The 23,187-nt window shown below is 67.8% G+C and carries 23 protein-coding genes; 13 read left to right on the forward strand and 10 right to left on the reverse strand.

Annotated features, from left to right (window positions below):
- The first annotated feature begins 27 nt into the window (after positions 1-27).
- Genes SD37_RS12705 through SD37_RS12720 form a run of 4 tightly spaced genes read left to right on the forward strand, consistent with a single transcriptional unit; the run spans position 28 to position 3,865 of the window.
- Positions 28-315, forward strand: coding sequence for a hypothetical protein (locus tag SD37_RS12705; RefSeq protein ID WP_044854218.1), 288 nt, complete (start codon positions 28-30; stop codon positions 313-315).
- A complete protein-coding gene (locus SD37_RS12710) occupies positions 312-1,142 on the forward strand; it encodes a hypothetical protein (RefSeq protein ID WP_065912816.1) in 831 nt (276 codons plus the stop codon). Before SD37_RS12705 ends, SD37_RS12710 begins: the two co-directional genes overlap by 4 nt.
- A gap of 57 nt (positions 1,143-1,199) precedes the next feature.
- Positions 1,200-3,116 carry a fumarate reductase/succinate dehydrogenase flavoprotein subunit gene (locus tag SD37_RS12715; RefSeq protein WP_044854220.1) on the forward strand — a complete coding sequence of 639 codons (1,917 nt, stop codon included), beginning with the start codon at positions 1,200-1,202 and terminating at the stop codon, positions 3,114-3,116.
- The gene (locus tag SD37_RS12720) at positions 3,113-3,865 is read left to right on the forward strand and encodes a succinate dehydrogenase/fumarate reductase iron-sulfur subunit (RefSeq protein ID WP_044854221.1); all 753 of its coding nucleotides are present in this window, start codon (positions 3,113-3,115) and stop codon (positions 3,863-3,865) included. The genes SD37_RS12715 and SD37_RS12720 overlap by 4 nt, the downstream gene beginning before the upstream one ends.
- A 463-nt stretch (positions 3,866-4,328) precedes the next feature.
- Here SD37_RS12720 and SD37_RS12725 read toward each other — a convergent pair whose 3' ends face one another.
- From SD37_RS12725 to SD37_RS12750, 6 genes are all read right to left on the reverse strand, one after another.
- Positions 4,329-4,772 carry a class I SAM-dependent methyltransferase gene (locus SD37_RS12725; protein ID WP_044854222.1) on the reverse strand — a complete coding sequence of 148 codons (444 nt, stop codon included), beginning with the start codon at positions 4,770-4,772 and terminating at the stop codon, positions 4,329-4,331.
- 1,251 nt (positions 4,773-6,023) lie between these two features.
- A complete protein-coding gene (locus SD37_RS44290) occupies positions 6,024-6,287 on the reverse strand; it encodes an ABC transporter permease subunit (RefSeq protein ID WP_418189809.1) in 264 nt (87 codons plus the stop codon).
- A gap of 157 nt (positions 6,288-6,444) precedes the next feature.
- On the reverse strand, positions 6,445-7,350 hold the full coding sequence (locus SD37_RS12735; RefSeq protein WP_044854223.1) for an amino acid ABC transporter permease: 906 nt from the start codon (positions 7,348-7,350) through the stop codon (positions 6,445-6,447).
- Positions 7,347-8,042 (reverse strand): amino acid ABC transporter permease, encoded by a 696-nt coding sequence (locus tag SD37_RS12740; protein WP_201788881.1) that lies wholly within the window; start codon positions 8,040-8,042, stop codon positions 7,347-7,349. The genes SD37_RS12735 and SD37_RS12740 overlap by 4 nt, the downstream gene beginning before the upstream one ends.
- A gap of 84 nt (positions 8,043-8,126) precedes the next feature.
- Positions 8,127-8,984 (reverse strand): glutamate ABC transporter substrate-binding protein, encoded by an 858-nt coding sequence (locus SD37_RS12745; protein WP_044854224.1) that lies wholly within the window; start codon positions 8,982-8,984, stop codon positions 8,127-8,129.
- Between the two features lie 55 nt (positions 8,985-9,039).
- Positions 9,040-9,768: an amino acid ABC transporter ATP-binding protein gene (locus tag SD37_RS12750; protein WP_173426348.1), complete on the reverse strand. Its 729-nt coding sequence runs from the start codon at positions 9,766-9,768 to the stop codon at positions 9,040-9,042.
- Between the two features lie 394 nt (positions 9,769-10,162).
- Between SD37_RS12750 and SD37_RS12755 the strand changes: the two genes are divergently transcribed.
- Together SD37_RS12755 and SD37_RS12760 are read left to right on the forward strand one after the other, a co-directional pair.
- Complete coding sequence (locus tag SD37_RS12755; RefSeq protein ID WP_037304205.1) at positions 10,163-10,852, forward strand: response regulator transcription factor; 690 nt, start codon at positions 10,163-10,165, stop codon at positions 10,850-10,852.
- A 4-nt stretch (positions 10,853-10,856) separates the two neighbouring features.
- Positions 10,857-12,269, forward strand: coding sequence for a sensor histidine kinase (locus SD37_RS12760; RefSeq protein WP_044854225.1), 1,413 nt, complete (start codon positions 10,857-10,859; stop codon positions 12,267-12,269).
- Here the strand turns inward: SD37_RS12760 and SD37_RS12765 are convergent.
- A complete protein-coding gene (locus tag SD37_RS12765) occupies positions 12,259-13,164 on the reverse strand; it encodes a TAXI family TRAP transporter solute-binding subunit (RefSeq protein ID WP_145926624.1) in 906 nt (301 codons plus the stop codon). The two genes, SD37_RS12760 and SD37_RS12765, sit on opposite strands and share 11 nt — an antisense overlap.
- 16 nt (positions 13,165-13,180) lie before the next feature.
- Here SD37_RS12765 and miaB point away from each other — a divergent pair, with 16 nt between their 5' ends.
- Positions 13,181-14,695, forward strand: a complete 1,515-nt coding sequence (gene miaB / locus SD37_RS12770) for a tRNA (N6-isopentenyl adenosine(37)-C2)-methylthiotransferase MiaB (RefSeq protein ID WP_173426345.1) — start codon at positions 13,181-13,183, stop codon at positions 14,693-14,695.
- On the forward strand, positions 14,683-15,153 hold the full coding sequence (locus SD37_RS12775) for an Rv2732c family membrane protein (protein ID WP_037304198.1): 471 nt from the start codon (positions 14,683-14,685) through the stop codon (positions 15,151-15,153). Before miaB ends, SD37_RS12775 begins: the two co-directional genes overlap by 13 nt.
- On the opposite strand, the gene SD37_RS12780 is transcribed toward SD37_RS12775, so the two are convergent.
- Positions 15,150-15,605: a hypothetical protein gene (locus tag SD37_RS12780; protein WP_044854227.1), complete on the reverse strand. Its 456-nt coding sequence runs from the start codon at positions 15,603-15,605 to the stop codon at positions 15,150-15,152. The genes SD37_RS12775 and SD37_RS12780 overlap by 4 nt on opposite strands.
- 218 nt (positions 15,606-15,823) lie before the next feature.
- Complete coding sequence (locus SD37_RS12785) at positions 15,824-17,137, reverse strand: DUF349 domain-containing protein (RefSeq protein WP_037304196.1); 1,314 nt, start codon at positions 17,135-17,137, stop codon at positions 15,824-15,826.
- Positions 17,138-17,372: 235 nt separating this feature from the next.
- Here SD37_RS12785 and SD37_RS12790 point away from each other — a divergent pair, with 235 nt between their 5' ends.
- From SD37_RS12790 to dapF, 3 genes are read left to right on the forward strand one after another with little or no spacing between them, the layout of a single operon-like run.
- Positions 17,373-18,062, forward strand: a complete 690-nt coding sequence (locus SD37_RS12790) for a class III extradiol dioxygenase subunit B-like domain-containing protein (RefSeq protein ID WP_044854228.1) — start codon at positions 17,373-17,375, stop codon at positions 18,060-18,062.
- The gene (gene miaA, locus SD37_RS12795; RefSeq protein WP_174567833.1) at positions 18,059-18,961 is read left to right on the forward strand and encodes a tRNA (adenosine(37)-N6)-dimethylallyltransferase MiaA; all 903 of its coding nucleotides are present in this window, start codon (positions 18,059-18,061) and stop codon (positions 18,959-18,961) included. Before SD37_RS12790 ends, miaA begins: the two co-directional genes overlap by 4 nt.
- 10 nt (positions 18,962-18,971) lie before the next feature.
- Positions 18,972-19,799: a diaminopimelate epimerase gene (gene dapF, locus SD37_RS12800; protein ID WP_083254955.1), complete on the forward strand. Its 828-nt coding sequence runs from the start codon at positions 18,972-18,974 to the stop codon at positions 19,797-19,799.
- Here the strand turns inward: dapF and SD37_RS12805 are convergent.
- On the reverse strand, positions 19,796-21,040 hold the full coding sequence (locus tag SD37_RS12805; RefSeq protein WP_044854229.1) for an MFS transporter: 1,245 nt from the start codon (positions 21,038-21,040) through the stop codon (positions 19,796-19,798). The genes dapF and SD37_RS12805 overlap by 4 nt on opposite strands.
- Before the next feature lie 61 nt (positions 21,041-21,101).
- Here SD37_RS12805 and SD37_RS12810 point away from each other — a divergent pair, with 61 nt between their 5' ends.
- Positions 21,102-21,599 carry an ArsR/SmtB family transcription factor gene (locus SD37_RS12810; protein WP_044854230.1) on the forward strand — a complete coding sequence of 166 codons (498 nt, stop codon included), beginning with the start codon at positions 21,102-21,104 and terminating at the stop codon, positions 21,597-21,599.
- Positions 21,600-21,642: 43 nt separating this feature from the next.
- Positions 21,643-23,076 (forward strand): GTPase HflX, encoded by a 1,434-nt coding sequence (gene hflX, locus SD37_RS12815; protein ID WP_037304192.1) that lies wholly within the window; start codon positions 21,643-21,645, stop codon positions 23,074-23,076.
- Positions 23,077-23,187: the final 111 nt, after the last annotated feature.

Consider the following 23,187-nt stretch of genomic DNA (forward strand, 5'->3'; position numbering starts at 1 on the left):
AACCGAACCGACCATCGGGAGGTACCGATGTCCACCACAGAGATCGCCGAGCTTCGGCGAGCCATCGGTCAGCTGAGGCAGTGCGTCGGCGCGCTGCGGTCCCGATACGGCGACGCATCGGCGGTACGGCGCCTGGTGAACGACGTCGAGCGGCTCGACATCGACGCGACGGACCTCGACACGACCCCGATCGCGGTGCCCGCGCAGGCGAAGGCCGCCGATCGTGTCCAGGTACCCGATACGCCGTACGACCCGGCGCTCTGGCACGGCGCCGATGACGAGGGCGTCGGCGGCTACAAGCGCGACCAGCTGTGAGCGCCCCCGCCGGCAACGAGGCCGGACGGGGTACGGGGGTCCGCGCACCGTCGCGGGCCCGGATCGCCGAAAAAACGCTGCGCACCGACCGGTGGTGGCTCTCCCCGCTGCTGACCGTCCTCGGCCTCTCCGCCTTCATCGTCTACGCGACGATCAGGTCCTTCGTCCGCACCGCCTACTGGGTGCCCGAATACCACTACCTGACGCCGTTCTATTCGCCCTGTGTCTCGGAATCCTGCGTCGAAGGCTCCCGGCATTTCGGGGCCTGGTTCGGCGAGCTGCCGGGCTTCATCCCGCTCGGCTTCCTCGTCCTGCCGTTCCTGCTGGGCTTCCGGCTGACCTGCTACTACTACCGCAAGGCGTACTACCGCGCGGTCTGGTTCTCGCCGCCCGCGTGCGCGGTCGCCGAACCGCACGCCAAGTACACCGGGGAGACCCGCCTGCCGTTGATCATCCAGAACGCCCACCGCTACTTCTTCTACGTGGCCGTGGTCGTCTCGCTGGTCAACACCTACGACGCGATCACCGCGTTCCACGGCAAGACCGGCGGTTTCGGCTTCGGGCTCGGCAACATCGTGCTGCTCGGCAACGTGATCCTGTTGTGGGCCTACACGTTGTCGTGCCACTCGTGCCGTCACGTGACCGGCGGCAGGTTGAAGCACTTCTCGAAACATCCGGTCCGCTACTGGATCTGGACGCAGATCACGAAGCTCAACACCCGGCATATGGCGCTCGCGTGGACGACGCTCGGCACGCTCGTGCTGACCGACCTCTACGTGATGCTCGTGGCCAGCGGGGCGATCTCGGATCTGCGGTTCATCAACTAGCGGCACGGGAATCCCCCGTCCCCGACAACGGCGTCCAGCTTTGAGGTGGCTTTTTCTATGACCGAGGTCGAACGGCTCAACTACGACGTCGTGGTGATCGGTGCCGGCGGCGCCGGGCTCCGCGCGGTCATCGAGGCGCGCGAACGCGGCTTCAGTGTCGCGGTGGTGTGCAAATCGCTGTTCGGCAAGGCGCATACGGTGATGGCCGAAGGCGGTTGCGCGGCGTCGATGGGCAACGCCAACTCCAACGACAACTGGCAGGTCCACTTCCGCGACACCATGCGCGGCGGGAAGTTCCTCAACAACTGGCGGATGGCCGAACTGCACGCCAAGGAGGCACCGGACCGGGTCTGGGAACTGGAGACCTACGGGGCGCTGTTCGACCGGACGAAGGACGGCCGGATCAGCCAGCGCAACTTCGGCGGGCACACCTACCCGCGGCTCGCGCACGTCGGCGACCGCACCGGGCTCGAACTGATCCGCACGATGCAGCAGAAAATCGTTTCGCTGCAACAAGAGGACTTCAAGGAGACCGGCGACTACGAGGCGCGGATCAAGGTCTTCGCCGAATGCACGATCACCGAACTGCTGACCGACGACGGCCGGATCTCCGGCGCCTTCGGGTATTGGCGCGAGAGCGGCCGGTTCATTCTGTTCGAGTCGCCGGCGGTGGTGCTGGCGACCGGCGGTATCGGGAAGTCGTTCAAGGTCACCTCGAATTCGTGGGAGTACACCGGTGACGGGCACGCGCTGGCGCTGCGGGCCGGGGCGACACTCATCAACATGGAGTTCGTCCAGTTCCACCCGACGGGCATGGTCTGGCCGCCGAGTGTGAAGGGGATCCTGGTCACCGAAGGCGTCCGTGGTGACGGCGGGGTCCTCAAGAACACCGAGGACAAGCGGTTCATGTTCGAGTACGTCCCCGACGTGTTCAAGGGGCAGTACGCGGACAGCGAGGAAGAGGCCGACCGCTGGTACACCGACCAGGAAAAGAACCGCCGCACGCCGGATCTGCTGCCGCGCGACGAGGTGGCGCGGGCGATCAACTCCGAGGTCAAGGCGGGCCGGGGATCGCCGCACGGCGGGGTCTTCCTCGACATCGCCAGCAGGCTGCCCGCGGAGGAGATCCGCAAACGGCTGCCGTCGATGTATCACCAGTTCAAGGAACTCGCCGACGTCGACATCACCAAGGAGCCGATGGAGGTCGGCCCGACCTGTCACTACGTGATGGGCGGGATCGAGGTCGACCCGGACACGGCGTCGTCGAGTGTGCCGGGCCTGTTCGCCGCCGGTGAATGCTCCGGCGGGATGCACGGGTCGAACCGGCTCGGCGGGAACTCGCTTTCGGACCTGCTCGTCTTCGGCCGCCGCGCGGGGCTCGGCGCCGCGTCCTACGTCGCGGAGCTGAAGGAGCGTCCGAAGGTCAGCCAGTCCGATGTGGACGCTGCCGCGGCGATGGCGCTCGCGCCGTTCGACCCGCCGGGTGACGGCGTCGAGGAGAACCCGTACAGCCTGCACACCGAACTGCAGCAGTCGATGAACGACCTGGTCGGCATCATCCGCAAGGCCGAGGAGATCGAGCGGGCACTGGAGAAGCTCGGGGAACTGCGCGAGCGGATCAAGCGGGTCACCGTCGAGGGACACCGGCAGTTCAACCCCGGCTGGCATCTCGCCGTCGACCTGCGGAACATGCTGATGGTCAGTGAGTGTGTCGCGCGGGCGGCGCTCACCAGGACCGAAAGCCGGGGCGGGCACACACGTGACGACCACCCGGGGATGGATCCCCAGTGGCGCAACAAACTCCTCGTCTGCTCGGCCACCCCCGGCGACAATCCGGTGGTGCCGGACATCGGGGTCACGGTCAAGACGCAGATCCCCTTGCGACAGGACCTGCTGGAGCTGTTCGAACTGTCCGAGCTGGGCAAGTACTACACCGACGAAGAACTGGCCTCGCACCCCGGGAGCCCGGCATGAGCTACAAGGCGAGTTTCCGGGTCTGGCGCGGCGACGCCGACTCGGGTGAGCTGAAGGACTACAGCGTCGAGGTCAACGAGGGCGAGGTCGTCCTCGACATCATCCACCGCCTGCAGGCCACTCAGGCCTCGGATCTGGCGGTGCGGTGGAACTGCAAGGCGGGCAAATGCGGTTCGTGCTCGGCGGAGATCAACGGCAAACCGCGGCTGCTGTGCATGACCCGGATGTCGACCTTCACCGAGGACGAGGTCATCACCGTGACGCCGATGCGGACGTTCCCGGTGATCCGCGACCTGGTGACCGACGTGTCGTTCAACTACACCAAGGCGCGGGAGATCCCGTCGTTCACGCCGCCCCCGGAGCTGAAGCCGGGGGAGTACCGGATGCAGCAGGTCGACGTCGAGCGCTCGCAGGAGTTCCGCAAGTGCATCGAATGCTTCCTGTGCCAGAACACCTGCCACGTGGTGCGCGACCATGAGGAGAACAAGGATGCCTTCGCCGGGCCCCGGTACCTCATGCGCATCGCCGAACTGGAGATGCATCCCCTCGACGTCGCCGACCGGCGGGACGCGGCGCAGGAGGAGCACGGGCTCGGCTACTGCAACATCACCAAATGCTGCTCGGACGTGTGCCCGGAGGGCATCCACATCACCGACAACGCGCTCATCCCGATGAAGGAACGCGTCGCGGACCGGAAGTACGACCCCATCGTGTGGCTGGGGAACAAGCTCTTCCGGCGGGACCAGTAGTCCAAGCCTCGTGAGTGGTAATGATGGTTCTAACCGTCATTACCACTCACGAGGCTTTTAATCGTTTGCCCACGCTCACCGGGCCGTCGCATACTTGTCGCACACCGGCCAAGGAGGACACATGACGCGACGCTGTTACGCCATGCCCCTTGGTATGGAAGAGAAACACGGCTCCCCGCCGTCGTCCTAGCACGACGTCGACCAAGGAGCCGCCCTTCGGGAAACCGAACCGGGCGGCTTTTCTTTTCGGTGACCCTGATTTCTGGAACCAAGCAGTCCGGTGCGCGATGCGTGCCGGACTGTGTTCCAGGCCAAATTCCCCGGCACGGCGGGGAAACCTGTTCCGTCGTTCCGGTGCGGCGGTGTGGGGTCCGTGTGGTCCACACCGCCAGACGCGCACGGTCCGGTGACCGGCCGGGATTCATAGCCCCGGCCAGCCTGGCTCGACACCAGGGTGCGCGACTCAGGCGCCTTTGCGGGCGCTGTGCACGTCGCCGTGTTCGTGGCGATGCAGCACGATGTCCTGGAAACCGTTGCGCCGCAAGCCTTCCTCCAAGGTGAGGCCGTTCGTGGCGACGACCACGAGCAGTCCGCCCGCCACCAGGCTCGCGGCGATGCGGCCGAGAGGGTCGGGGGAGTCCAGGAAGGCCAGGACGATGTCGAAGATTCCCATCACCGGCAACCGGTCGAGGTGATGGACCTCGTACGAGATCCCGGCGGGATCCCGTTCTTCTTCGCGCTGCGCGACCGCGATCAGCGTCTGATCCGCGTCGACCCCGACGACCCGGCGGGCGCCTTGGGCGCGGAACAGCCGGGGATAGCGGCCATCGCCGCATCCGACGACCAGGACCGACCTGCCCGCCAGGTCCGGCAGCGCTTCGAGCAGCGTCGTGGCCTGGTCCGCCATACGGCCGACGCTAGCCGACCTTGCGTCTCGCCAACACGCCCGACTGGCGCATCATGGTGCGTGATGACTCCTTGTCGGCTCCCGACGAAGGGCGCTTCCCCGAGATTGGCGGGAGACTGACTGTTCCTGGTGGCTGACGCCAGCTCGAAGCCTCGGCTGCAGAGGGCGGCGAGTTGCGCACCTGGTCCCACGGCCCAATGGCTAACTAGCACGCTGGCGACGAGTTGTGGGATAGCAACCGTTCTGCGGTAATCGGTGAAGCGACGATCATTTATTTCGAATAGGTGGTCTGAATTGGTGTCGTGATCTGCTATTCGTTGTTTAGCTATGGAGAACACTGGATTCTTGACCTGAACAGTATTTTGGGATCACACGATCGGATGCTTATGTCGTCAAGATGGCACGTGTTAGGCTTCCTTGGTCGGACAGGTAAAGGGGGCTGGGCGTCGAATATTTCTCATTCGCATTTCATTTCTTTGGGAGTCTTGAGGCTGGTTGAGACTTGTGTCAGTCCGGGAATCGAGAGGGTGATTAATTATGCTTCACGCATTTAGAAGGGTTACAGTTGCGATAGTTGCAACTGTAACCGTGTTGACGATATCAAATGGGTCGGCGCTTGCTGGTGAAGCGGGGTCGGCTGCAGTAATGGCTGGCCCCAAGCTGGATTACCTTATGCCGGGAACTGTTAATGGCGGATATTTTTCAACTATTGGCATCTGTCTAAATGTTGGTAGGGAGAACGTGGCGAGTGGTAACTATGTCGAATACATCTGCCACTTCGAGCCATTTCAGGGTAGGGATATGCGGCACCTCAATCTGCGGCCGAGGTAGGTTTGTCGATAGATCCTGCTTCGCGACCTGCATGCCATTGGCAATTGCAGGCGACTGTTCGATGTGCTGAGGAGGTCAGTGGTGGGTTTGCTGGTAAGAGTCTAATCTGACCGGTGCAGTTGCGTGGTAATGGACAACGCGACAATTTTCAACGCTCGAAACGAGGGTCCACTCGATCATGATCGAGTGGACCCTCTGCGGAAGCTTAAGGCAGGTCAGACAGCGGCTGCTCCGAGTCCGGCCTCCTCAGCTTTGTTGTTGGTCAGGTCTCTGTACTTCCTCCTGCGCCGGTTGCACTTCTCTAGATATGCCGCCGGCGCTGGTAGCAGCAGGCACAGGCAGATGTAGATACCGGCCGCGACCAGTGTCGACGGCACGATCGGCTGGCCGAACTCACTGCGTGCCGATGTAGCGCGCGTATTACAGCAGTTCCTGAAACGTGAGGATGAAGCCCAGCGCGGTGTCCTTCAGTAGTACCAGCATCTGGCTGATGATCGTCGGCAGCACCACCCGGATCGCCTGCGATAGCAGGATAGTGAACATCGCCTGGGTTTTGCACATGCCCAGGGCGTATGCCGCCTCCGCCTGGCCCTTCGGCAGGGCCTGGACACCTGCGCGGAAGACCGCGAGTACCGAGCCGTTGTACAGGGTAAGCCCGAAGACCACGCCGAGGAACGGTGTCATCGGAACACTCACGGCCGGGAGACCGAAGTGAAACGGGAACACCAGGTCGGTGCGCGGGGATGGCGCGGAACGACTAATAGGCCGTATCCCGGAGTACCTGTAGGTCCCCTTCCTGTGCCTCCAGTGTAAGGAAGGGGACCTACAGGTACTTACGGAGCTACAGCGCCCCGCCGCTCGCGTCGTCGCGCTGCATGACGACGCTGGACGGTGCGGAGTGCACCGGCTTGGCGCCCTTGGGTGCCTTCTTCCGCCGCGCCAGCTTGTTCTCCAGCCAGCTCGCAAACCACGACAGGAGCAGGTTCAGCACGATGAAGATGATCGCGATGACGATCAGCGTCGGGATCGTGTTGCCGTAGAGACCGGTGAGCGGTCCGGAGGCACGGATCAGTTCGTCGAAGCCGATGGTCAGCTGACCGGCCAGCGCGGTGTCCTTGAGGATGACCACGAGCTGGCTCACCAGCGCGGGCAGCATCAGCGTGACGGCCTGCGGAAGCAGGACGGTCAGCATGATCTGGGTCTTGCGCATGCCCAGCGCGGACGCGGCCTCGCCCTGGCCCTTGGGCAGCGAAAGAATGCCCGCGCGGAAGACCTCGGCCATGACCGACCCGTTGTAGAGCACCAGACCGGTCACCGCGGCGAACAGCGGGCGGATCTCGGAGTCGATGCCGGTGTAGTACGCGTAGAACGCCGCGGCGAACACCATCAGCAGCAGCACGGGGATCGCCCGGAAGAACTCGACGATCGCGCCGACCGGGACCCGGATCCACTTGTGCTCCGACAGCCGGCCGATGCCCAGCAGGGCGCCGATCGGCAGCGCGATCACGATCGAAAGCGCCGCGGCCTTCAGGGTGTTGAGCAGACCGGGGAGCAGGAACTGTGTCCACGTCGTACCGTCGACGAAGGGCTTCCAGAGCGCGCCTGCCCACTGTCCCTTCTCGTCGAAACCCGCGTAGATGAAGTAGACGACCAGTGCCAGGACGAGCACGAAAAGGACACTGTAGAGCCAGTTTCGCGCCCGCGCCTTGGGGCCGGGGATGTCATAGAGAACGGTCTGTGCGCTCATCGCTTGACCTCGACCTTCTTGGCGACCCAGCCCAGCAGCAGGCCGAGGGGGAGGACCAGGATGACGAACCCGACGGCGAAGAGGAGGAAGACCAGGAGCAGCGAGTCGGACTCGTTCTCCACCATCTCCGACATCAGCAACGATGCCTCCGCCACGCCGATGATCGACGCGACCGTGGTGTTCTTCAGCAGGGCGATCATGACGTTCGCCAGCGGTGCGATCACCGACCGGAACGCCTGCGGCAGGACGATCAGCGTCAGCACCTGGACGAAGCCGAGCCCCAGCGCACGGGCGGCTTCCGCCTGGCCGACGGGGACGGTGTTGATACCCGACCGCAGCGATTCACAGACGAACGTCGCGGTGTAGGCGATAAAACCGAGGATCGCGAGCCGGAAGAAGTTGTCGTCCAACGACGTCGTCGATTCCGACGAGGCCAGGTTGATCCCTAGCGTGGAGAACATGCCCAGCGACGTGAAGACGATGATGACGGTCAGCGGGGTGTTCCGGAAGATGTTGACGTAGGCGGTGCCGAACGCCCGCATGATCGGAACCGGGCTCACCCGCATCCCCACCAGGATGGTGCCCCAGATCAGGGAGCCGATCGCGGAGAAGAAGGTGAGCTTGATCGTCATCCAGAAGGCGCCGAGCAAGTCGTAATTGGGATTGTCGAGGAAATCGAACAAGGTGCTCAACCCAGCCTCGGTATGGGAACGGTGCGCCGCGGTACACGGCGCACCGTTCGATTCCTTCAGTTCAGCGGCTCAGTGAGCCGGGTGTCAGGAGATGGCCGGGGGCTCCGGGATCTTGTAGCCCGACGGACCAACGTTCTTCTCCAGAGCGGCCTTCCACGCGCCGTCCTGCTGCATCTTCTTGATCGCGTTGTTGATCGCGGTGACGCTCTCGGTGTCGTCCTTCTTCAGGCCAACGCCGTACTTCTCGTCGGTGAAGCCCTTGCCGACCAGCTTCAGCTTGCCGGGCTGCTGCGCGGCGTAGCCGGCGAGGATCACATCATCGGTGGTCATCGCGTCGACGGTCTTGTTGAGCAGCGAGGTGACGCAGTCGGTGTACTTGCCGACTTCCTGCAGCTGAACTGCCTTGGCGTACTTTTCCTTGACGTTCTGCGCCGGGGTCGAACCCTTGACCGAGCAGAGCTTCTTGTTGCCGGTCAGCGACTCCGGGCCGGTGATGTCGGTGTTCTCGGCCTGGACCAGCAGGTCCTGGTGCGCGATGAAGTACGGGCCCGCGAAGGAGACCTCGTTCTTGCGCTTGTCGGTGATCGAGTAGGTGGCGACGATGAAGTCGACCTCGCCCTTCTTGATCAGGTCCTCACGCTGCGCGGACTGCGCTTCCTTCCAGGTGATCGCCGACTCCTCGACGCCGAGCTCCTTGGCGATGTACTTCGCCACGTCGACGTCGAACCCGGCGTAGGTGCCATCGGCCTGCTTCTGGCCGAGACCCGGCTGGTCGAACTTGATGCCGATGGTCAGCTTCTTGTCGTTCTTGGCCTTCGCCACCACGTTCTTGGCGCCGCTGGAGCCGCTGCCGGCGTCCGACCCGCCGCCACCACAGGCGGAGAGGGCGAGACCGGCCGCCACGACGGCCGCGCTCATTCGCAGAACTCGGTTCAACCGCATTCTTCTCAGTTTCCTTCCGAATCTTGTCCAGCCATACCGGCCGGCGGGGAAGTCCTTAGTGGGTAAGGATCTTGCCGAGGAAGTCCTTCGCCCGGTCGGTCTTGGGCTTGGTGAAGAACTCGTCCGGGGTGGAGTCCTCGACGATCTCGCCGTCGGACATGAACACCACCCGGTTCGCCGCACGCCGCGCGAAGCCCATCTCGTGGGTGACGACGAGCATCGTCATCCCGTCCTTCGCGAGCGTCGTCATCACGTCGAGGACCTCCTGGACCATCTCCGGGTCCAGTGCCGAGGTCGGCTCGTCGAACAGCATCACCTTGGGGCGCATCGCCAGCGCGCGGGCGATCGCCACACGCTGCTGCTGCCCGCCGGAAAGCTGCGCGGGGTACTTGTCGGCCTGGTTGGCGATGCCGACCCGTTCGAGCAGGTCCATCGCGGTCTTGCGGGCTTCGGCCGAGTTGACCTTGCGGACCTTCATCGGCGCGAGCATGACGTTCTCGACGATCGTCTTGTGCGCGAACAGGTTGAAGGACTGGAACACCATGCCGACGTCGGCCCGCAGCGCCGCCAGGGCCTTGCCTTCGGCGGGCAACGGGACGCCGTCCACGGCGATCTCGCCGGAGTTGATGGGCTCCAGCCGGTTGATCGCGCGACACAGCGTCGACTTGCCAGACCCGGACGGCCCGAGCACGACCACGACCTGCCCACGCGGCACCTCGAGGTTGATCTCCTTGAGCACGTGCAGGTCGCCGAAGTACTTGTTCACGGCGGCCGCCTTGATCATCGGCGCCGCCACCTCCGCGGTCATCTGGCCTCCAGGAGCGTTCGTTTGCAGGGGACTGCGGGGTCAGGCACCACGCGATGGCGGAAACCTACTCCCGTCGGACCGCTTGTAAAGGCGGCTTGACCAATACTTAGGGTTTCAAGTCCGTATCGTTCTCAAGCCACCGGACGGCCCCGGTCACGCCCGTCCGGCGCTGATCAGCCTAGACAAGGCGGGGGTGTCCCGTAAGCGGGGTCACACAAGATCTGTGACGCATCGTGACCGTTACCGCGTGCGGCAGGTCACTCACTGGGCCGGACGGCCCAGCGGTACGGGCAGCGCGGGAGGTGACTCACCCCATAGAGTCGTTCTTCCAGTCGTCGCGGTGCGGGGATGGCGTGAAAGGGAAACACGGGTGCGGGTACTGCTGGTGGAGGACGACGACCGGGTCGCGGGGGCCTTGACGCCCGCGCTGACCCGGCGTGGCCTGACGATCAAACGCCTTGCCTCCGGCGCCGGGGTGCTCGACCTGGTGCACGAGGTCGACGTCGTCCTGCTCGACCTGGGGCTTCCCGACGTCGACGGGATCGTGCTGTGCCGCCGGATCCGCGCGGTCAGCGACGTCGCGGTCATCGTCGTCTCGGCGAGGGGAGAGGTCGACGACCGGATCCAGGGCCTGCGGTCCGGCGCCGACGACTACCTGGTGAAGCCCTACGACGTCGACGAACTCGTCGCCAGGGTCGAGGCCGTGCGCCGTCGCCGGGGCGAGCGCCCGGCCGCCTCCGAACCGGCCGGGGTCATCCGGGCGGGTGATGTCTCGGTCGATATCGGGCGGCATGAGGTCCAGGTCGACGGGCAGCCGGTTTCGTTGTCCCGCAAGGAGTTCCAGGTGCTCGCGCTGGTGGTCTCCGCGCGCGGTGCGGTCTGCGCCCGTGACCACGTGCTTAGTGAGGTCTGGGGACACCGCGGTCCCGCGGAGAGCCGTTCGCTCGACGTCCACGTCGCCACCCTGCGCACCAAACTGGGCAGGCCCGCGATGATCGAGACCGTCCGCGGCGTGGGCTACCGCCTCGGCGGCGCCTACGGCCCGGCGGAAGAGGGCTGAGCCGGTGCGCGTCCGGCTCCAGGCGATCGTGCTGACGCTGGTCGCGGCGCTCGTCTTCGGCCTCGGCATCCCGCTCGCGCTCAGTGTGGCGGCCAGTGTGCAGCTCGACCTCTTCCTCGACCGGCTCACCGACACCTCCCGATTCGCTTCCCTGGCGCAGCGCCCGCTGGTGGAGAACCGGCCTGACCTGATCGAGGACGAACTCCGCCGCTACACCGAGGTCTACAACGTCCCGGTGGTGATCGTCGACCAGGACGGCGAGGCCGTGGTGAGCGCGCTCGGCGGCGGACCCGGCGCGGCCGCCCGGATCAACCTGAAGGACGCCGCCATCTCCTCGCATATCCAGGCGGCACTGGCCGGACGGCGGTCGGAACCCGGTCCGCTGCTGATGCCGTGGAACACCGAGCCGCTGGTGCTCGCGGAACCGATCCTCATCGACGGCGAGGTGCGGGGCGCGGTGATCACCCTGTCCTCGACCGAACGCGCGCGGACCGAGCTGCTGTGGTGGTGGCTGCTCATCGCGGCGGGCGCCGTGCTGGCGTTCGGGTTCGCGCTGGTCATCGCCGTGCCGGTGGTGCGCTGGATCCTGCGCCCGGTCCGCCGCCTGGATGAGGCGACCGGGGAACTGGTCGCCGCCGTGGTCAGCGGCCGGGAGGTACAGCGGGTGGGGGAGACGGGCGGGCCGCCGGAACTGCGGCAGCTCGAACGGTCCTTCGACCGGATGGCCGCGAGCGTCGACGAGGCCCTCTCGGCGCAGCGTGCCTTCGTCGCCGATGCCTCCCACCAGCTGCGGAACCCGTTGACCGCGCTGAAGATCCGGCTCGGCAACCTCGACGGGCACGTCGACGACGACCTCGCCGCCGCGGACCTCGAAGCCGCCGTCGTGGACGCGCGGCGGCTGAACCAGATCCTCGACGAACTCCTCTCTCTGGCCCGCGCCGAGGCGTCAGGCGGCGAACTGGTGCCGGTCGCCCTCGACGAGGTGGTGGGTGCCCGGGTCGCCGACTGGAGGGTGGTCGGCCGGACCCGGGACATCTCGCTGACCGCGTCCGGACTCGGCGGCGGGCTGCGGGTGCTCACCCCGGCGCGCGGGCTCGAAGTGGTGCTCGACGCGCTGCTGGACAACGCGCTGAAGTTCACCGAGCCCGGGACCGAGGTGCGGGTCACCGTCACCGAGGCGGACGGGAAGGTCGACATCGCCGTCCGCGACCACGGGCCCGGCCTGCGCGAAGACGAACTCGAGCGGGCGGCGGACCGGTTCTGGCGCAGCACCTCGCATCAGAACGTCCCCGGATCCGGGCTGGGTCTGGCGATCGTCACCGAGATCATGGTCCGCTCCGACGGCTCGCTGCGGCTCGGTTCACCCGAGGGTGGCGGGCTCGAAGTGACCGTGACGCTGCCTGTCGTCAGTCCTTGAGCGAGCGGAAGTAGCGCAGCGCGCCGGGATGCAGCGGCAGCGGGGAGGTCTCGATGGCCGGGTGGACGTCGATCGACAACGCCGCCCCGGCGGCCTTGACCAGCTCACCGCGTGCGTCGAACAGCCCGCGGACCAGCGCTTCCGCGAGGTCGTCCGGCATCGAGTCCGGCACGACCAGGAAGTTCGGCAGCACGAGCGTGGTCACCGGCGCCTGCAGGTGATAGGCCGTCACCGGGATGGTGGCCGTGCGATACACCGGATTCCTCGCCCGCAGGTCGTCCGCGAGATCGGTGATGTCGAGCAGCCGGACCCTGCTCGCGCGCTCCGTGATCGACGGCGTCGGCAGGCCACCGGACCAGATGACGGCGTCGATCTGGCGGTTCTCCAACGCGGGGAGCGCCTCGGTGAGCCCGAGGTTGCGCCGGTCGACGGCGCCGGTCAGCCCGGACACCTCGAGCAGCTGTTTCGACAGGAACTCGACGCCGGAGTCGGGGGAGCCGATCGCGACCTTGAGGCCTCGCAGCTGCGCGAACGAGGTGATCGTGGAATCGGCCCGGACGACGACGTGCAGGTAGTCGTCGTGCACCCGGGCCAGCGCGGCCAGCCCGGCGGTCTTCTCGGTGGCGACGTCGGCGGCCACGAAGGCGACGTCGGCCTTGCCCGCGCGGACCCGGCCGATGTTGTCCGGCGAGCCCTGGGTCTCCTGGATCTCGGGCCGCTCGGCGCCGAGCTGCGCGGCCCACGCGTCGGCCAGCGCCTCGGCCAGCTTGTCGTAGACGCCGCCGTTGAGCCCCGCCGCGATCCGCACGTGTGCCCCGGACAGGTCCGGCCCGCACCCGGCGACCAGGGCGCAGACCACGACGAGCACCGCCGCCAGCACACCCGGTCTCCTCATGAGGGTCGATCGTGCCATGGAACCCCGCCCGCGTACCCTCGAAGGCGAGATGAGCGCGCGCACATACCAGATCCGCACCTTCGGCTGCCAGATGAACGTGCATGACTCCGAACGTCTTGCCGGGCAGCTCGAGGACGCCGGCTACGTTCCGGGTGACGGCGAGGCCACACCCGACCTGATCGTGTTCAACACCTGCGCCGTGCGGGAGAACGCGGACAACAAGCTGTACGGCACCCTCGGCCATCTCCGGCCGCAGAAGACCGCGAAGCCGGACATGCAGATCGCCGTCGGCGGTTGCCTCGCGCAGAAGGACCGCGGCGAGATCGTCAAACGCGCGCCCTGGGTCGACGTCGTGTTCGGCACGCACAACATCGGTTCGCTGCCGACGCTGCTGGAACGCGCGCGGCACAACGCCGAGGCCGAGGTCGAGATCCTCGAAGCGCTCGAAACCTTTCCCTCGACGCTGCCGGCCCGGCGCGAGTCCGCGTACGCGGGCTGGGTGTCGATTTCGGTGGGCTGCAACAACACCTGCACCTTCTGCATCGTCCCGGCGTTGCGCGGCAAGGAACGCGACCGCCGTCCCGGCGAGATCCTGGCCGAGGTCGAGGCGCTCGTCGCCGAGGGCGTCCTCGAAGTGACCCTGCTCGGCCAGAACGTGAACTCCTACGGCGTCGAATTCGGCGACCGGCTCGCGTTCGGAAAGCTGCTGCGTGCCTGCGGGGCGGTGGAGGGCCTGGAGCGGGTCCGGTTCACCTCGCCGCATCCGGCGGCGTTCACCGAGGACGTCATCGACGCGATGGCCGAGACCCCGAACGTCTGCCACCAGCTGCACATGCCGCTGCAGTCCGGCTCGGACCGGGTGCTGCGCGAGATGAAGCGGTCCTATCGTTCGGCGCGTTACCTCAAGATCCTCGACCGCGTGCGCGAAGTGATGCCCGAGGCCGCGATCACCACGGACATCATCGTCGGCTTCCCCGGCGAGACCGAGGAAGACTTCCAGGCCACGCTCGACGTCGTCGCGCAGGCGCGGTTCTCCAGCGCGTTCACCTTCCAGTACTCGATCCGGCCCGGTACGCCCGCGGCCGAGATGGAGGGGCAGCTGCCGAAGGAGGTCGTGCAGGAGCGCTACGAACGGCTCGTGAAGCTGCAGAACGACATCTCCTGGGAAGAGAACAAGAAGATCGTCGGCCGCCGCGTCGAGCTGCTGGTCGCCTCCGGCGAGGGCCGCAAGGACACCGAGACGCACCGGATGAGCGGCCGCGCCCGTGACGGCAGGCTCGTCCACTTCACGCCCGCGGGACCGCTGGTGGACCGCGCCGTCCGGCCGGGCGACGTCGTCGAGACCGTCGTGACCTACGGTGCCCCGCACCACCTCGTCGCGGACGGTGATCTGCTGTCGCACCGCCGGACGAAGGCTGGCGACAACTCCGAGGCCGGGCTCCGGCCGAAGACCAACGGCGTGACGCTGGGCCTGCCGGGCTTCGGTGCCCCGGCCGTCACGCCGGAACCGGTGAGCGGATGTGCGCTGTGACCGAACCGAAGATCGACCAGCTCGCCGCCGAGATCGACGAGGTCGGCGAGCGCGCGGCCAAGACGGTCGAACTGGGCAGGCGCGGCTTCTCCATCGCCGTGCTGATGTTCGTGCTGCTGATCGCCCAGCTGCTGCCCTGGGTCGGTGACCACGCCGGCTGGGAGGTGCTGGCGGGCCGCGGCGGCGGGATCCCGCAGCTGTTCGCCGCGACCTCCACCGGGATCGGGGTGCTCGCCTCCGCCGTCGCGCTGGTGACCCGCCGCTGGTGGCTGGCCTGGGTCTGCGCCGCGGGCGGCTGGTTCGCCTCGGTCGACGGCCTGCTCGCGATCTGGTCGCAGCAGTCCTCCCACGCGACCGGCGCGGCCGGTGGCGGTCCTGGCTTCGGCCTGATCGTCGCCTGGATCGCCACCGTCGCGCTGGCCGTGTACTGGATGCGCGCGGCCTTCTCGCGCAGCTAGCCGACGCGCAAGGTGAGGTTGCTGGACGTGTACGCGCTCGCGTAGAGCGTCGTCTCGGGGTGGTAGGCCCTCAGCGTGATCACCGCGCTGAAGGAGAAGCTGAGCCTCAGGGAGAACGTCGAGTTGGGCCGGCAGGTGGTGTCGGCGATGTTCACCCAGACACTGCCCTGAAGCTGCTGGACGATGATCGCTTCGAGGCTGTCCGTTCCGTCGGAGCGGGCGCCTTCCTCCTTCAACGTCCCCTTGAGGACGACGTTTTCGTTGACCTTGGCCTGCTTCTTGCTGAGCGAGGCGTCGAGTTTGACCTTCTTCTTGCTGATTTCGGGAGAAGCCGGGACCGGTGCCGGAGAACCGATCGCCGATGCGGCCGGGGCGAGCCCGGCCACCAGGGCGCAACTGATCGCCAGGGCGGCGAGCGCCCGGCGGACTGGGGGAATCAGTGTCTGGTTCATGATCGAAGTTGAGCACGGTTGAGCGCGGAGAGCGCTCGAATACGCACTAACGAGCGACACGTCCCTCCACAGTGGAATTACCGCGCCCGTTGCCGTTTCCGGTCCCGAGACCCTTCCGAAACGTCATGAGGGGTCCCCATAGGACGAAATTCGTCCTATGGGGACCCCTCATGACACGTGCAGTGCCCGCGCCCGGCCTGGCCTGCCTCGGCCCAAGCTTACCGGTCCGCGATGGCCGCTTCCGCCGCCTCGAGCCACTCACGCCACTGCGCGGCCTGCTCGTCCGCCTTCTTCGCGCGCCGCTCGTCGCCCGCCGCACGGGCCTTCGCCGCCTGCGACTCGAACTGCTCGACCCGCTCGCGGAACTGCGCCGCCCTGGCCTGCGCCTCCGGGTCGGTCCGCCGCCACTTGCTGTCCTCGGCCGACTTGACCGCGTCCTGCACGGCCTTCAGGCGCCCGTCCAGCTCACGGATGCGCTCCCGCGGGACCTTGCCGATCTCGTCCCACTGCTCCTGGATGCGGCGCAGATGCTGCTTCGCCGCTTCGAGGTTCGACGCGGGGTCGATCTTCTCGGCCTCGACGAGCAGTTCTTCCTTCCGCTGCGCGTTGGTCGCGAACTCGGCGTCCCGCTCGGAGAACACCGAGGACCGGCGCGCGAAGAACTTGTCCTGCGCGGCCCGGAAACGCTGCCAGAGCGCTTCGTCGCTGTCCTTGGGCGCGCGACCGGCGGCCTTCCACTCGGTCATCAGGTCCTTGTAGCGGCCCGCCGTGTCGCCCCAGTCCGAGGACTCCGACAGCGCCTCGGCTTCGGCGATCAGCTCTTCCTTGCGCTGCTTGGCCCCGGCCCGCTGCTTGTCCAGCTCGGCGAAATGCGACCCGCGGCGCCGGTTGAACGCCTCGCGAGCCTTGGAGAACCGCTTCCACAACTCGTCGTCGGTCTTGCGGTCGACGCCCTTGACGGTCTTCCACTCGTCCAGGATCGCGCGCAGCCGATCGCCGGCGGCCTTCCACTGGGTCGACTCGGCGGCGAGCTTCTCGGCTTCGTCGGCGAGGGCCTGCTTGCGGACGACGGCGGCCGCGCGGGCCTCTTCGCGTTCCTGCTTGGCCGAGGCCAGCGCCTTCTCGGCGTGGGCGATGACCTGCTCGATACGCCCGCCCAGCGCGGCGATGTCGCCGACGACGGCGGCTTCGGCGAGGCCGTCGCGCAGCTGCGTGGCCGTCGCCAGCGCGTGCTTCGGGTCGCCCGCGCCGGATTCCAGCCGCGTTTCGAGCAGCTCGACCTCGGTGCGCAGGTCGTCGAACCGGCGCGCGTAGTGGAGCAGACCCTCGTCCGGGCTCCCGGCCTGCCAGACACCGACCGCGCGTTCGCCGTCGGGCGTGTTGACGTACACCGTGCCTTCGTCGTCGACCCTGCCCCAAGCGGACGGGCTGGGCTCGGCGGGCGGCACCGGGGGTGCGGGATGCCCGCCACCGAGCGCGTGCGGCACCGGGTGCGGAGCCGGGGTACCGGTGGACGTGTTCTCCTGGGCCATCGCAGGCTCCTTATCGCCTGTACGCCCGCTGGCGCGGGCGCCCCGCCTAGCGGCGGGGCCGGGTAATGCGTTGCCGTCTTGCTTTCGGGGTATCGACCCCTTGCGGCATTCAAGCAGCTCAGCGTCCACCGTGGAACCGGATGGACCACCAGAGGGCAGTGATCCTACTTCCGGTGGACGTTCCGTGTCGGTCGGTTGCGGGCCCGCCGGGGCCGGGAAGGTAACGTCGGCGGCCGTGATCCGCCGTGTCGCCGTGCTCCCGCAACCCCCGCTGCTCATCCCCGAACTGGCCGCCGGAGCGGCGGACGAGTGCGCCGAGCTGCGCGAAGCCTGTCTGCAAGCCGTACAGCGCCTGACCAGCGCTTCGCCGGACTGGCTCGTGGTCGGCGCGGCAGCCGGCGCGCCCGGGGTTCCGGAGCACGCGAGTGGCTCCTTCCGGGGATTCGGCGTCGAACTCGGCGTCTCACTCAGCCGGGTGACCGTCCCCGAAACCGAACTGCCGCTGCCCGCGCTCGTGGCCGGCTGGCTGCGCGCACAGGCGGACGCGTCCTCGGTCCGGGTCCGCCTCGTCGATCCCGCGACCCCGCCCGGCGAGTGCGCTCTGCTCGGCCGTGAGCTGGGGGAGCCCGCCGCGGTGCTGGTCCTCGGCGACGGTTCGAGCCGCCACGGGCCGCGTTCGCCCGGTGGCGAGGACGACCGCGCGGAGGGCTTCGACGCCGGGATCCGCGACGCGCTGGCCAAGGCCGACACCGGCGCCCTGGCCGCGCTCGACCCGGCCCTCGCCGCCGAACTCGGGGCGGGCGGCCGGGCACCCTGGCAGATCCTCGCCGGACTGGCGGCCGAGGGCGAGTGGAGCGCCGAGGTCCTCTACTCGGCCGCGCCGTTCGGCGTCGGCTACCACGTCGCCGTCTGGGAGCACGCGTGATCCGGCCGGTCGCGGTCGTCGGGCCCACGGCGACCGGGAAGACCGCGCTGGCCGTCGAACTCGCCCTCGCCCTCGGCGGTGAGGTGGTCAACGCCGACGCGCTGCAGCTGTACCGCGGGATGGACATCGGGACGGCCAAGGCGACCGTCGAGGAGCGGCGAGGCGTGCCGCATCACCTGCTGGACGTCCTCGACGTCACCGAGACGGCGTCCGTGGCCGCGTACCAGCGCGACGCGCGCGCATGCGTCGAAAAGCTCCTCGCGGCCGGCCGGGTGCCGATCCTCACCGGCGGGTCGGGGCTCTACGTGCAGGCGGTGCTCGACGACCTCAAGTTCCCGGGCACCGATCCGGCCGTCCGCGCCCGGCTGACCGCCGAAGCCGACGAGATCGGCGCCGCCGCGATGCACGCCCGGCTCACCGAACTGGACCCGGTCGCCGCCACGGCCATCCTGCCGACCAACACCCGTCGGATCGTGCGTGCGCTGGAGGTCATCGCGATCACCGGCGAACCGTTCTCGGCGAACCTGCCGAAACCGGGGCCCGCGCGCTACGGCACGGTCCTGATCGGCGTCGACCGCGAACCCGCCGAACTCGACGCCCGGGTCGACCGGCGCGTGGAGATCATGTTCGAAACCGGTCTCGTCGACGAAGTCCGGACTCTGCTGGGGCAAGGGCTCCGCGACGGGCTCACCGCGTCGAGGGCGCTGGGCTACCAGCAGGTGATCGCCGCACTCGACGGCGACGGCGACTTACGTGCCGCCGCCGAGGCCACCGCGCAGGCCACCCGGAGGTTCGTGCGGAGGCAACGTTCCTGGTTCCGGCGGGACAAGCGCATCGAGTGGTTCGACGGCGGTTCGGAGCGGCTGGCCGAGCGCGTCCTCGAAGTGACGGCCCAGTAATCTTGAGGTCATGGGCGGCATCGAATTCCTTAAGGGACACGGCACACAGAACGATTTCGTGCTGCTTCCCGACCCCGACGGCCGCCTCGAGCTGACCGAAGCGCGGGTGGCGGCGCTGTGCGATCGCCAGCGTGGTCTCGGCGCCGACGGCGTGCTCCGGATCGTGCGGTCGGCCGCCCTGGGCGTGGAGTCCGCGGGCGAATGGTTCATGGACTACCGCAACGCCGACGGTTCCATCGCCGAGATGTGCGGCAACGGCGTCCGCGTCTTCGTGCGCCATCTGGTCGATTCCGGGCTGGTGTCCGAGCGCGACTTCGTCATCGGCACCCGCGCGGGCGACCGGCCGGTGCGGATGCACGCGGACGATTCGGTGACCGTGGAAATGGGGCAGGCGACGATCACCGGCACCTCGGTCACCGTGGTCGCGGGGCAGCCGTTCTCCGGTGTCGCGGTGAACGTCGGCAACCCGCATCTGGTGTCGGTCGTCGAGGACGACGTCGACGAACTGGACCTGCGTGACCAGCCGGACTTCGACTCGGACGTGTTCCCGGACGGGGTGAACCTCGAGTTCATCAACCTGCTGGGCGACAACGCGCTGAAGATGCGCGTCCACGAACGCGGGGTCGGCGAGACGCGGTCCTGCGGCACCGGCACGGTCGCCGCGGTGGCGGCCGCCCTGCACCTCGCGGGCACCGACACCGGCGAAGCGACCGTCGACATCCCAGGCGGTCGCGTCGTGGTCGGGATCCGCCGGGGCGCGTCCACGCTGACCGGACCGGCGGAGATCGTCGCCCGCGGCGAACTCGACGAAACCTGGTGGGCCGGGCTCGGCGCTTAGCCGACCGCGACAGGTTCGCGCGGCAGGTCGCGGAGCTTCCGGATCGGCGAGAAGACCACCCACAGCAACGCGGCCGTCTCGCCGACCGCGACGAACCACAGCGTGCCCCGGATCCCGATCGCCTCACCCAGCACGCCGCCGATCAGCCCGCCCAGCGGCAGCATCCCCCACACCACGAAGCGCACGCTGGCGTTCATGCGGCCGAGCAGCCGGTCCGGGCAGACGGCCTGCCGGTACGAGACCTGCGCGACGTTGTAGACGATGATCCCGAACCCCGCGATCGCCAGCGCCGCGGGGAACAGCACGATCCGCCAGCCCGGCGCGGCCAGCGGGAGCAGCAGCTGGAACGGCCAGGTCAGCAGCGGGACGAACCAGATCGACCGCGCCTGCCCGATCCGCCGGGTGATGCGCCCGGCCACGATCGCCCCGAGGATCCCGCCCACGCCACCGGTCGCCAGTACGAGGCCGACGGCCGCCGGTGACAGGCCGAGTTCCCGGTTCAGGAACAGGATCTCCACCGCGGTGAAGGCGCCGTTGAACAGGTTCGCGGTCGCGGTGCAGGCGACGATCGAGCGCAGGGCCGCGTCGGTGAACACGAACCGCAACCCCTCGGCGATCTGGGGGAGCAGCTTCGCGTCTTCATGCCGCTCGGGCACCTCTTCGACGGTGCGGATCCGCAGCAGGCACAGCGCGGAGGTCAGGAAACCCACCCCGGTCATCAGCACGGCGTTGGCCGCGCCGGCCAGTTGCACCAGGCCGCCGCCGATCCCGGGACCGGTCAGGAACGCGACCGACTGGCTGGCCTGGAGTTTCGCGTTGCCTTCGAGCAGCTGCTCCCGGCCGACCAGTGACGGCAGATACGACTGGTACGCGACGTCGAAGAACACCGTCGCGACGCCGACGAGCGTGGCGACCACGATCAGCTGCGTCAGCGAGAGGACCCCCGCCCACCAGGCGAGCGGGATGGTGAACAGCAGCGCCGCACGGACGAAGTCGGCCCGCAGCATCAGCGTCCGCCGCCGCATCCGGTCCACCCAGACCCCGGCGGGCAGGCCGATGATCAGGAACGCGACGGTCTCGGCCGCGGTCAGCAGGCCCATCTGGAACGGCGTCGCCGCCAGTACGGTGGCCGCGAGCAGGGGGATCACCGTGTGACCGGCGAAAGCGCCGACCTGACTGGCCGTGTCACCGGCCCAGAGCCGCCGGAAGTCCGCGTGGAAGAAGAGGGAGTCTCTGCGCACTCCGCCACCTTGGCCCGAGTGATTGGAAACTGTCAATCACTTATCGCCTTAGGCTGTCGCCGTGCCTACTCAACGACGCGCCGCCACCGAGGCCGAGATCGCCGCGATGGCCTCCGGAATAAGGCTGCGCATCATCCGGTTGACCTATTCCGAGGCGCTGACCAACAAGGAGCTCGCCGAGCGGCTCGGCCGCGACCCGGCGACGACGCTTCACCATGTACGCAAGCTCGTCGACACCGGGTTCCTCGAAGCGCTCCCGCCGAGACGCGGCACGCGCGGTGCGAAAGAAATTCCGTATCGCTCGACCGGGTTGTCCTGGCATCTTGATTCCCGCGACAGGGGGATCGATCAGGCGATCTTCGAGGCATACCTGGCCGAGATCGCCGACGTGGGATTCGACGAGGTTCAGCAGACGCGCATGGTCGTCCAGGTACCGGACGACCAGATCGCGGAGTTCGAGACACGGCTGATGGAGCTTGTCGACGACTTCATCTCCCGGCCGGTCGACCCGGACGCGAAACGCACGGCCATCTACCTGTCGAAGTATCCCAGCAGGTAATGAATTCGGTCCCGCCGCCGAAACGTGGGACCATGGAGGCACGATGACGGAACTGACACACAACGATCTGAACGACATGGACCCTTCGACCGGCGAACTGGAGCTCGAGGACCGCGCCTCGCTCCGCCGGGTAGCGGGCCTGTCCACCGAACTCGCGGATGTCACCGAGGTCGAATACCGGCAGCTGCGCCTGGAGCGCGTCGTTCTGGTCGGTGTGTGGACCGAGGGCAGCGCCCTCCAGTCCGAGGCCTCGCTCGCCGAACTCGCCCGGCTGGCCGAAACGGCAGGCTCCGAGGTGCTGGAAGGCCTGGTGCAGCGGCGGATCCGCCCGGATCCCGCCACCTACATCGGCTCGGGCAAGGTCAAGGAACTGCGCGGCATCGTGGAGGCCACCGGGGCCGACACGGTGATCTGCGACGGTGAACTCTCACCCGGCCAGCTGCGCCAGCTGGAGGAGAAGGTCAAGGTGAAGGTCATCGACCGCACCGCCCTGATCCTCGACATCTTCGCGCAGCACGCGAGCTCCAAGGAAGGCAAGGCGCAGGTCGAGCTGGCCCAGCTGCAGTACCTGATCCCGCGGCTTCGCGGGTGGGGTGCGGCGCTGTCCCGGCAGGCCGGTGGCCGCGCCGGTGGCGCCAACGGCGGTGTGGGCCTGCGTGGTCCCGGTGAGACGAAGCTCGAAACCGACCGGCGGCGGATCAGCAAGCGCGTCTCGAAGCTGCGCCGGGAGATCGCCGCGATGGACACCATCCGCGAGACCAAACGCGGTCGCCGGGTGGCCAACGAGGTGCCGAGCGTCGCGATCGTCGGCTACACCAACGCCGGCAAGTCGAGCCTCCTCAACGCCCTGACCGGTGCCGGGGTGCTGGTCGAGGACGCGCTGTTCGCCACGCTGGACCCGACGACCCGGCGGGCTCAGACGCCCGACGGCCGCACCTACACGCTGACCGACACCGTCGGTTTCGTGCGGCACCTGCCGCACCAGCTGGTGGACGCGTTCCGCTCGACGCTGGAGGAGGCGGCGAGCGCAGATCTGCTCGTGCACGTCGTCGACGGGGCCGACCCGACGCCGGAAGAGCAGGTCAACGCGGTGCGTGAAGTGCTCGCGGAGATCACGAAGCGCCGTTCCGAGCCGCTCCCGCCGGAGCTGCTGGTGATCAACAAGGCCGACGCCGCCGACGAGGTGTCGCTGGCCCGGTTGCGGCACCAGCTGGCCGGTTCGGTGCAGGTGTCGGCGCGGACCGGCACCGGGATCACGGAGCTGGCCGAGGCGATCGCGGAGCGGCTGCCGAGGCCGGAGATCGTGGTCGAGGTGCTGATCCCGTACTCGCGGGGCGAACTCGTCTCCCGCGCCCACGCCGACGGCGAGGTGCTGGAAGAGGAGCACGTCGAGACCGGTACGCGGTTGCTCGTCCGGGGACGGCCCGAGCTGGCCGCGGCGCTGAGCGACTTCCAGACGAACGGCTCACCTCTGTAGTCGTGAGTGGTAATGACGGTTCTAACCGTCATTACCACTCACGAGTCAACTGCACGCCGTCTCGGACGTCTCCGTAGTGTGGGGCTTCAGGGGTTCCACGGTACGGAGGTG

Origin of the sequence: Amycolatopsis orientalis, from assembly GCF_000943515.2 — a bacterium.
Lineage (GTDB): Bacteria > Actinomycetota > Actinomycetes > Mycobacteriales > Pseudonocardiaceae > Amycolatopsis > Amycolatopsis orientalis.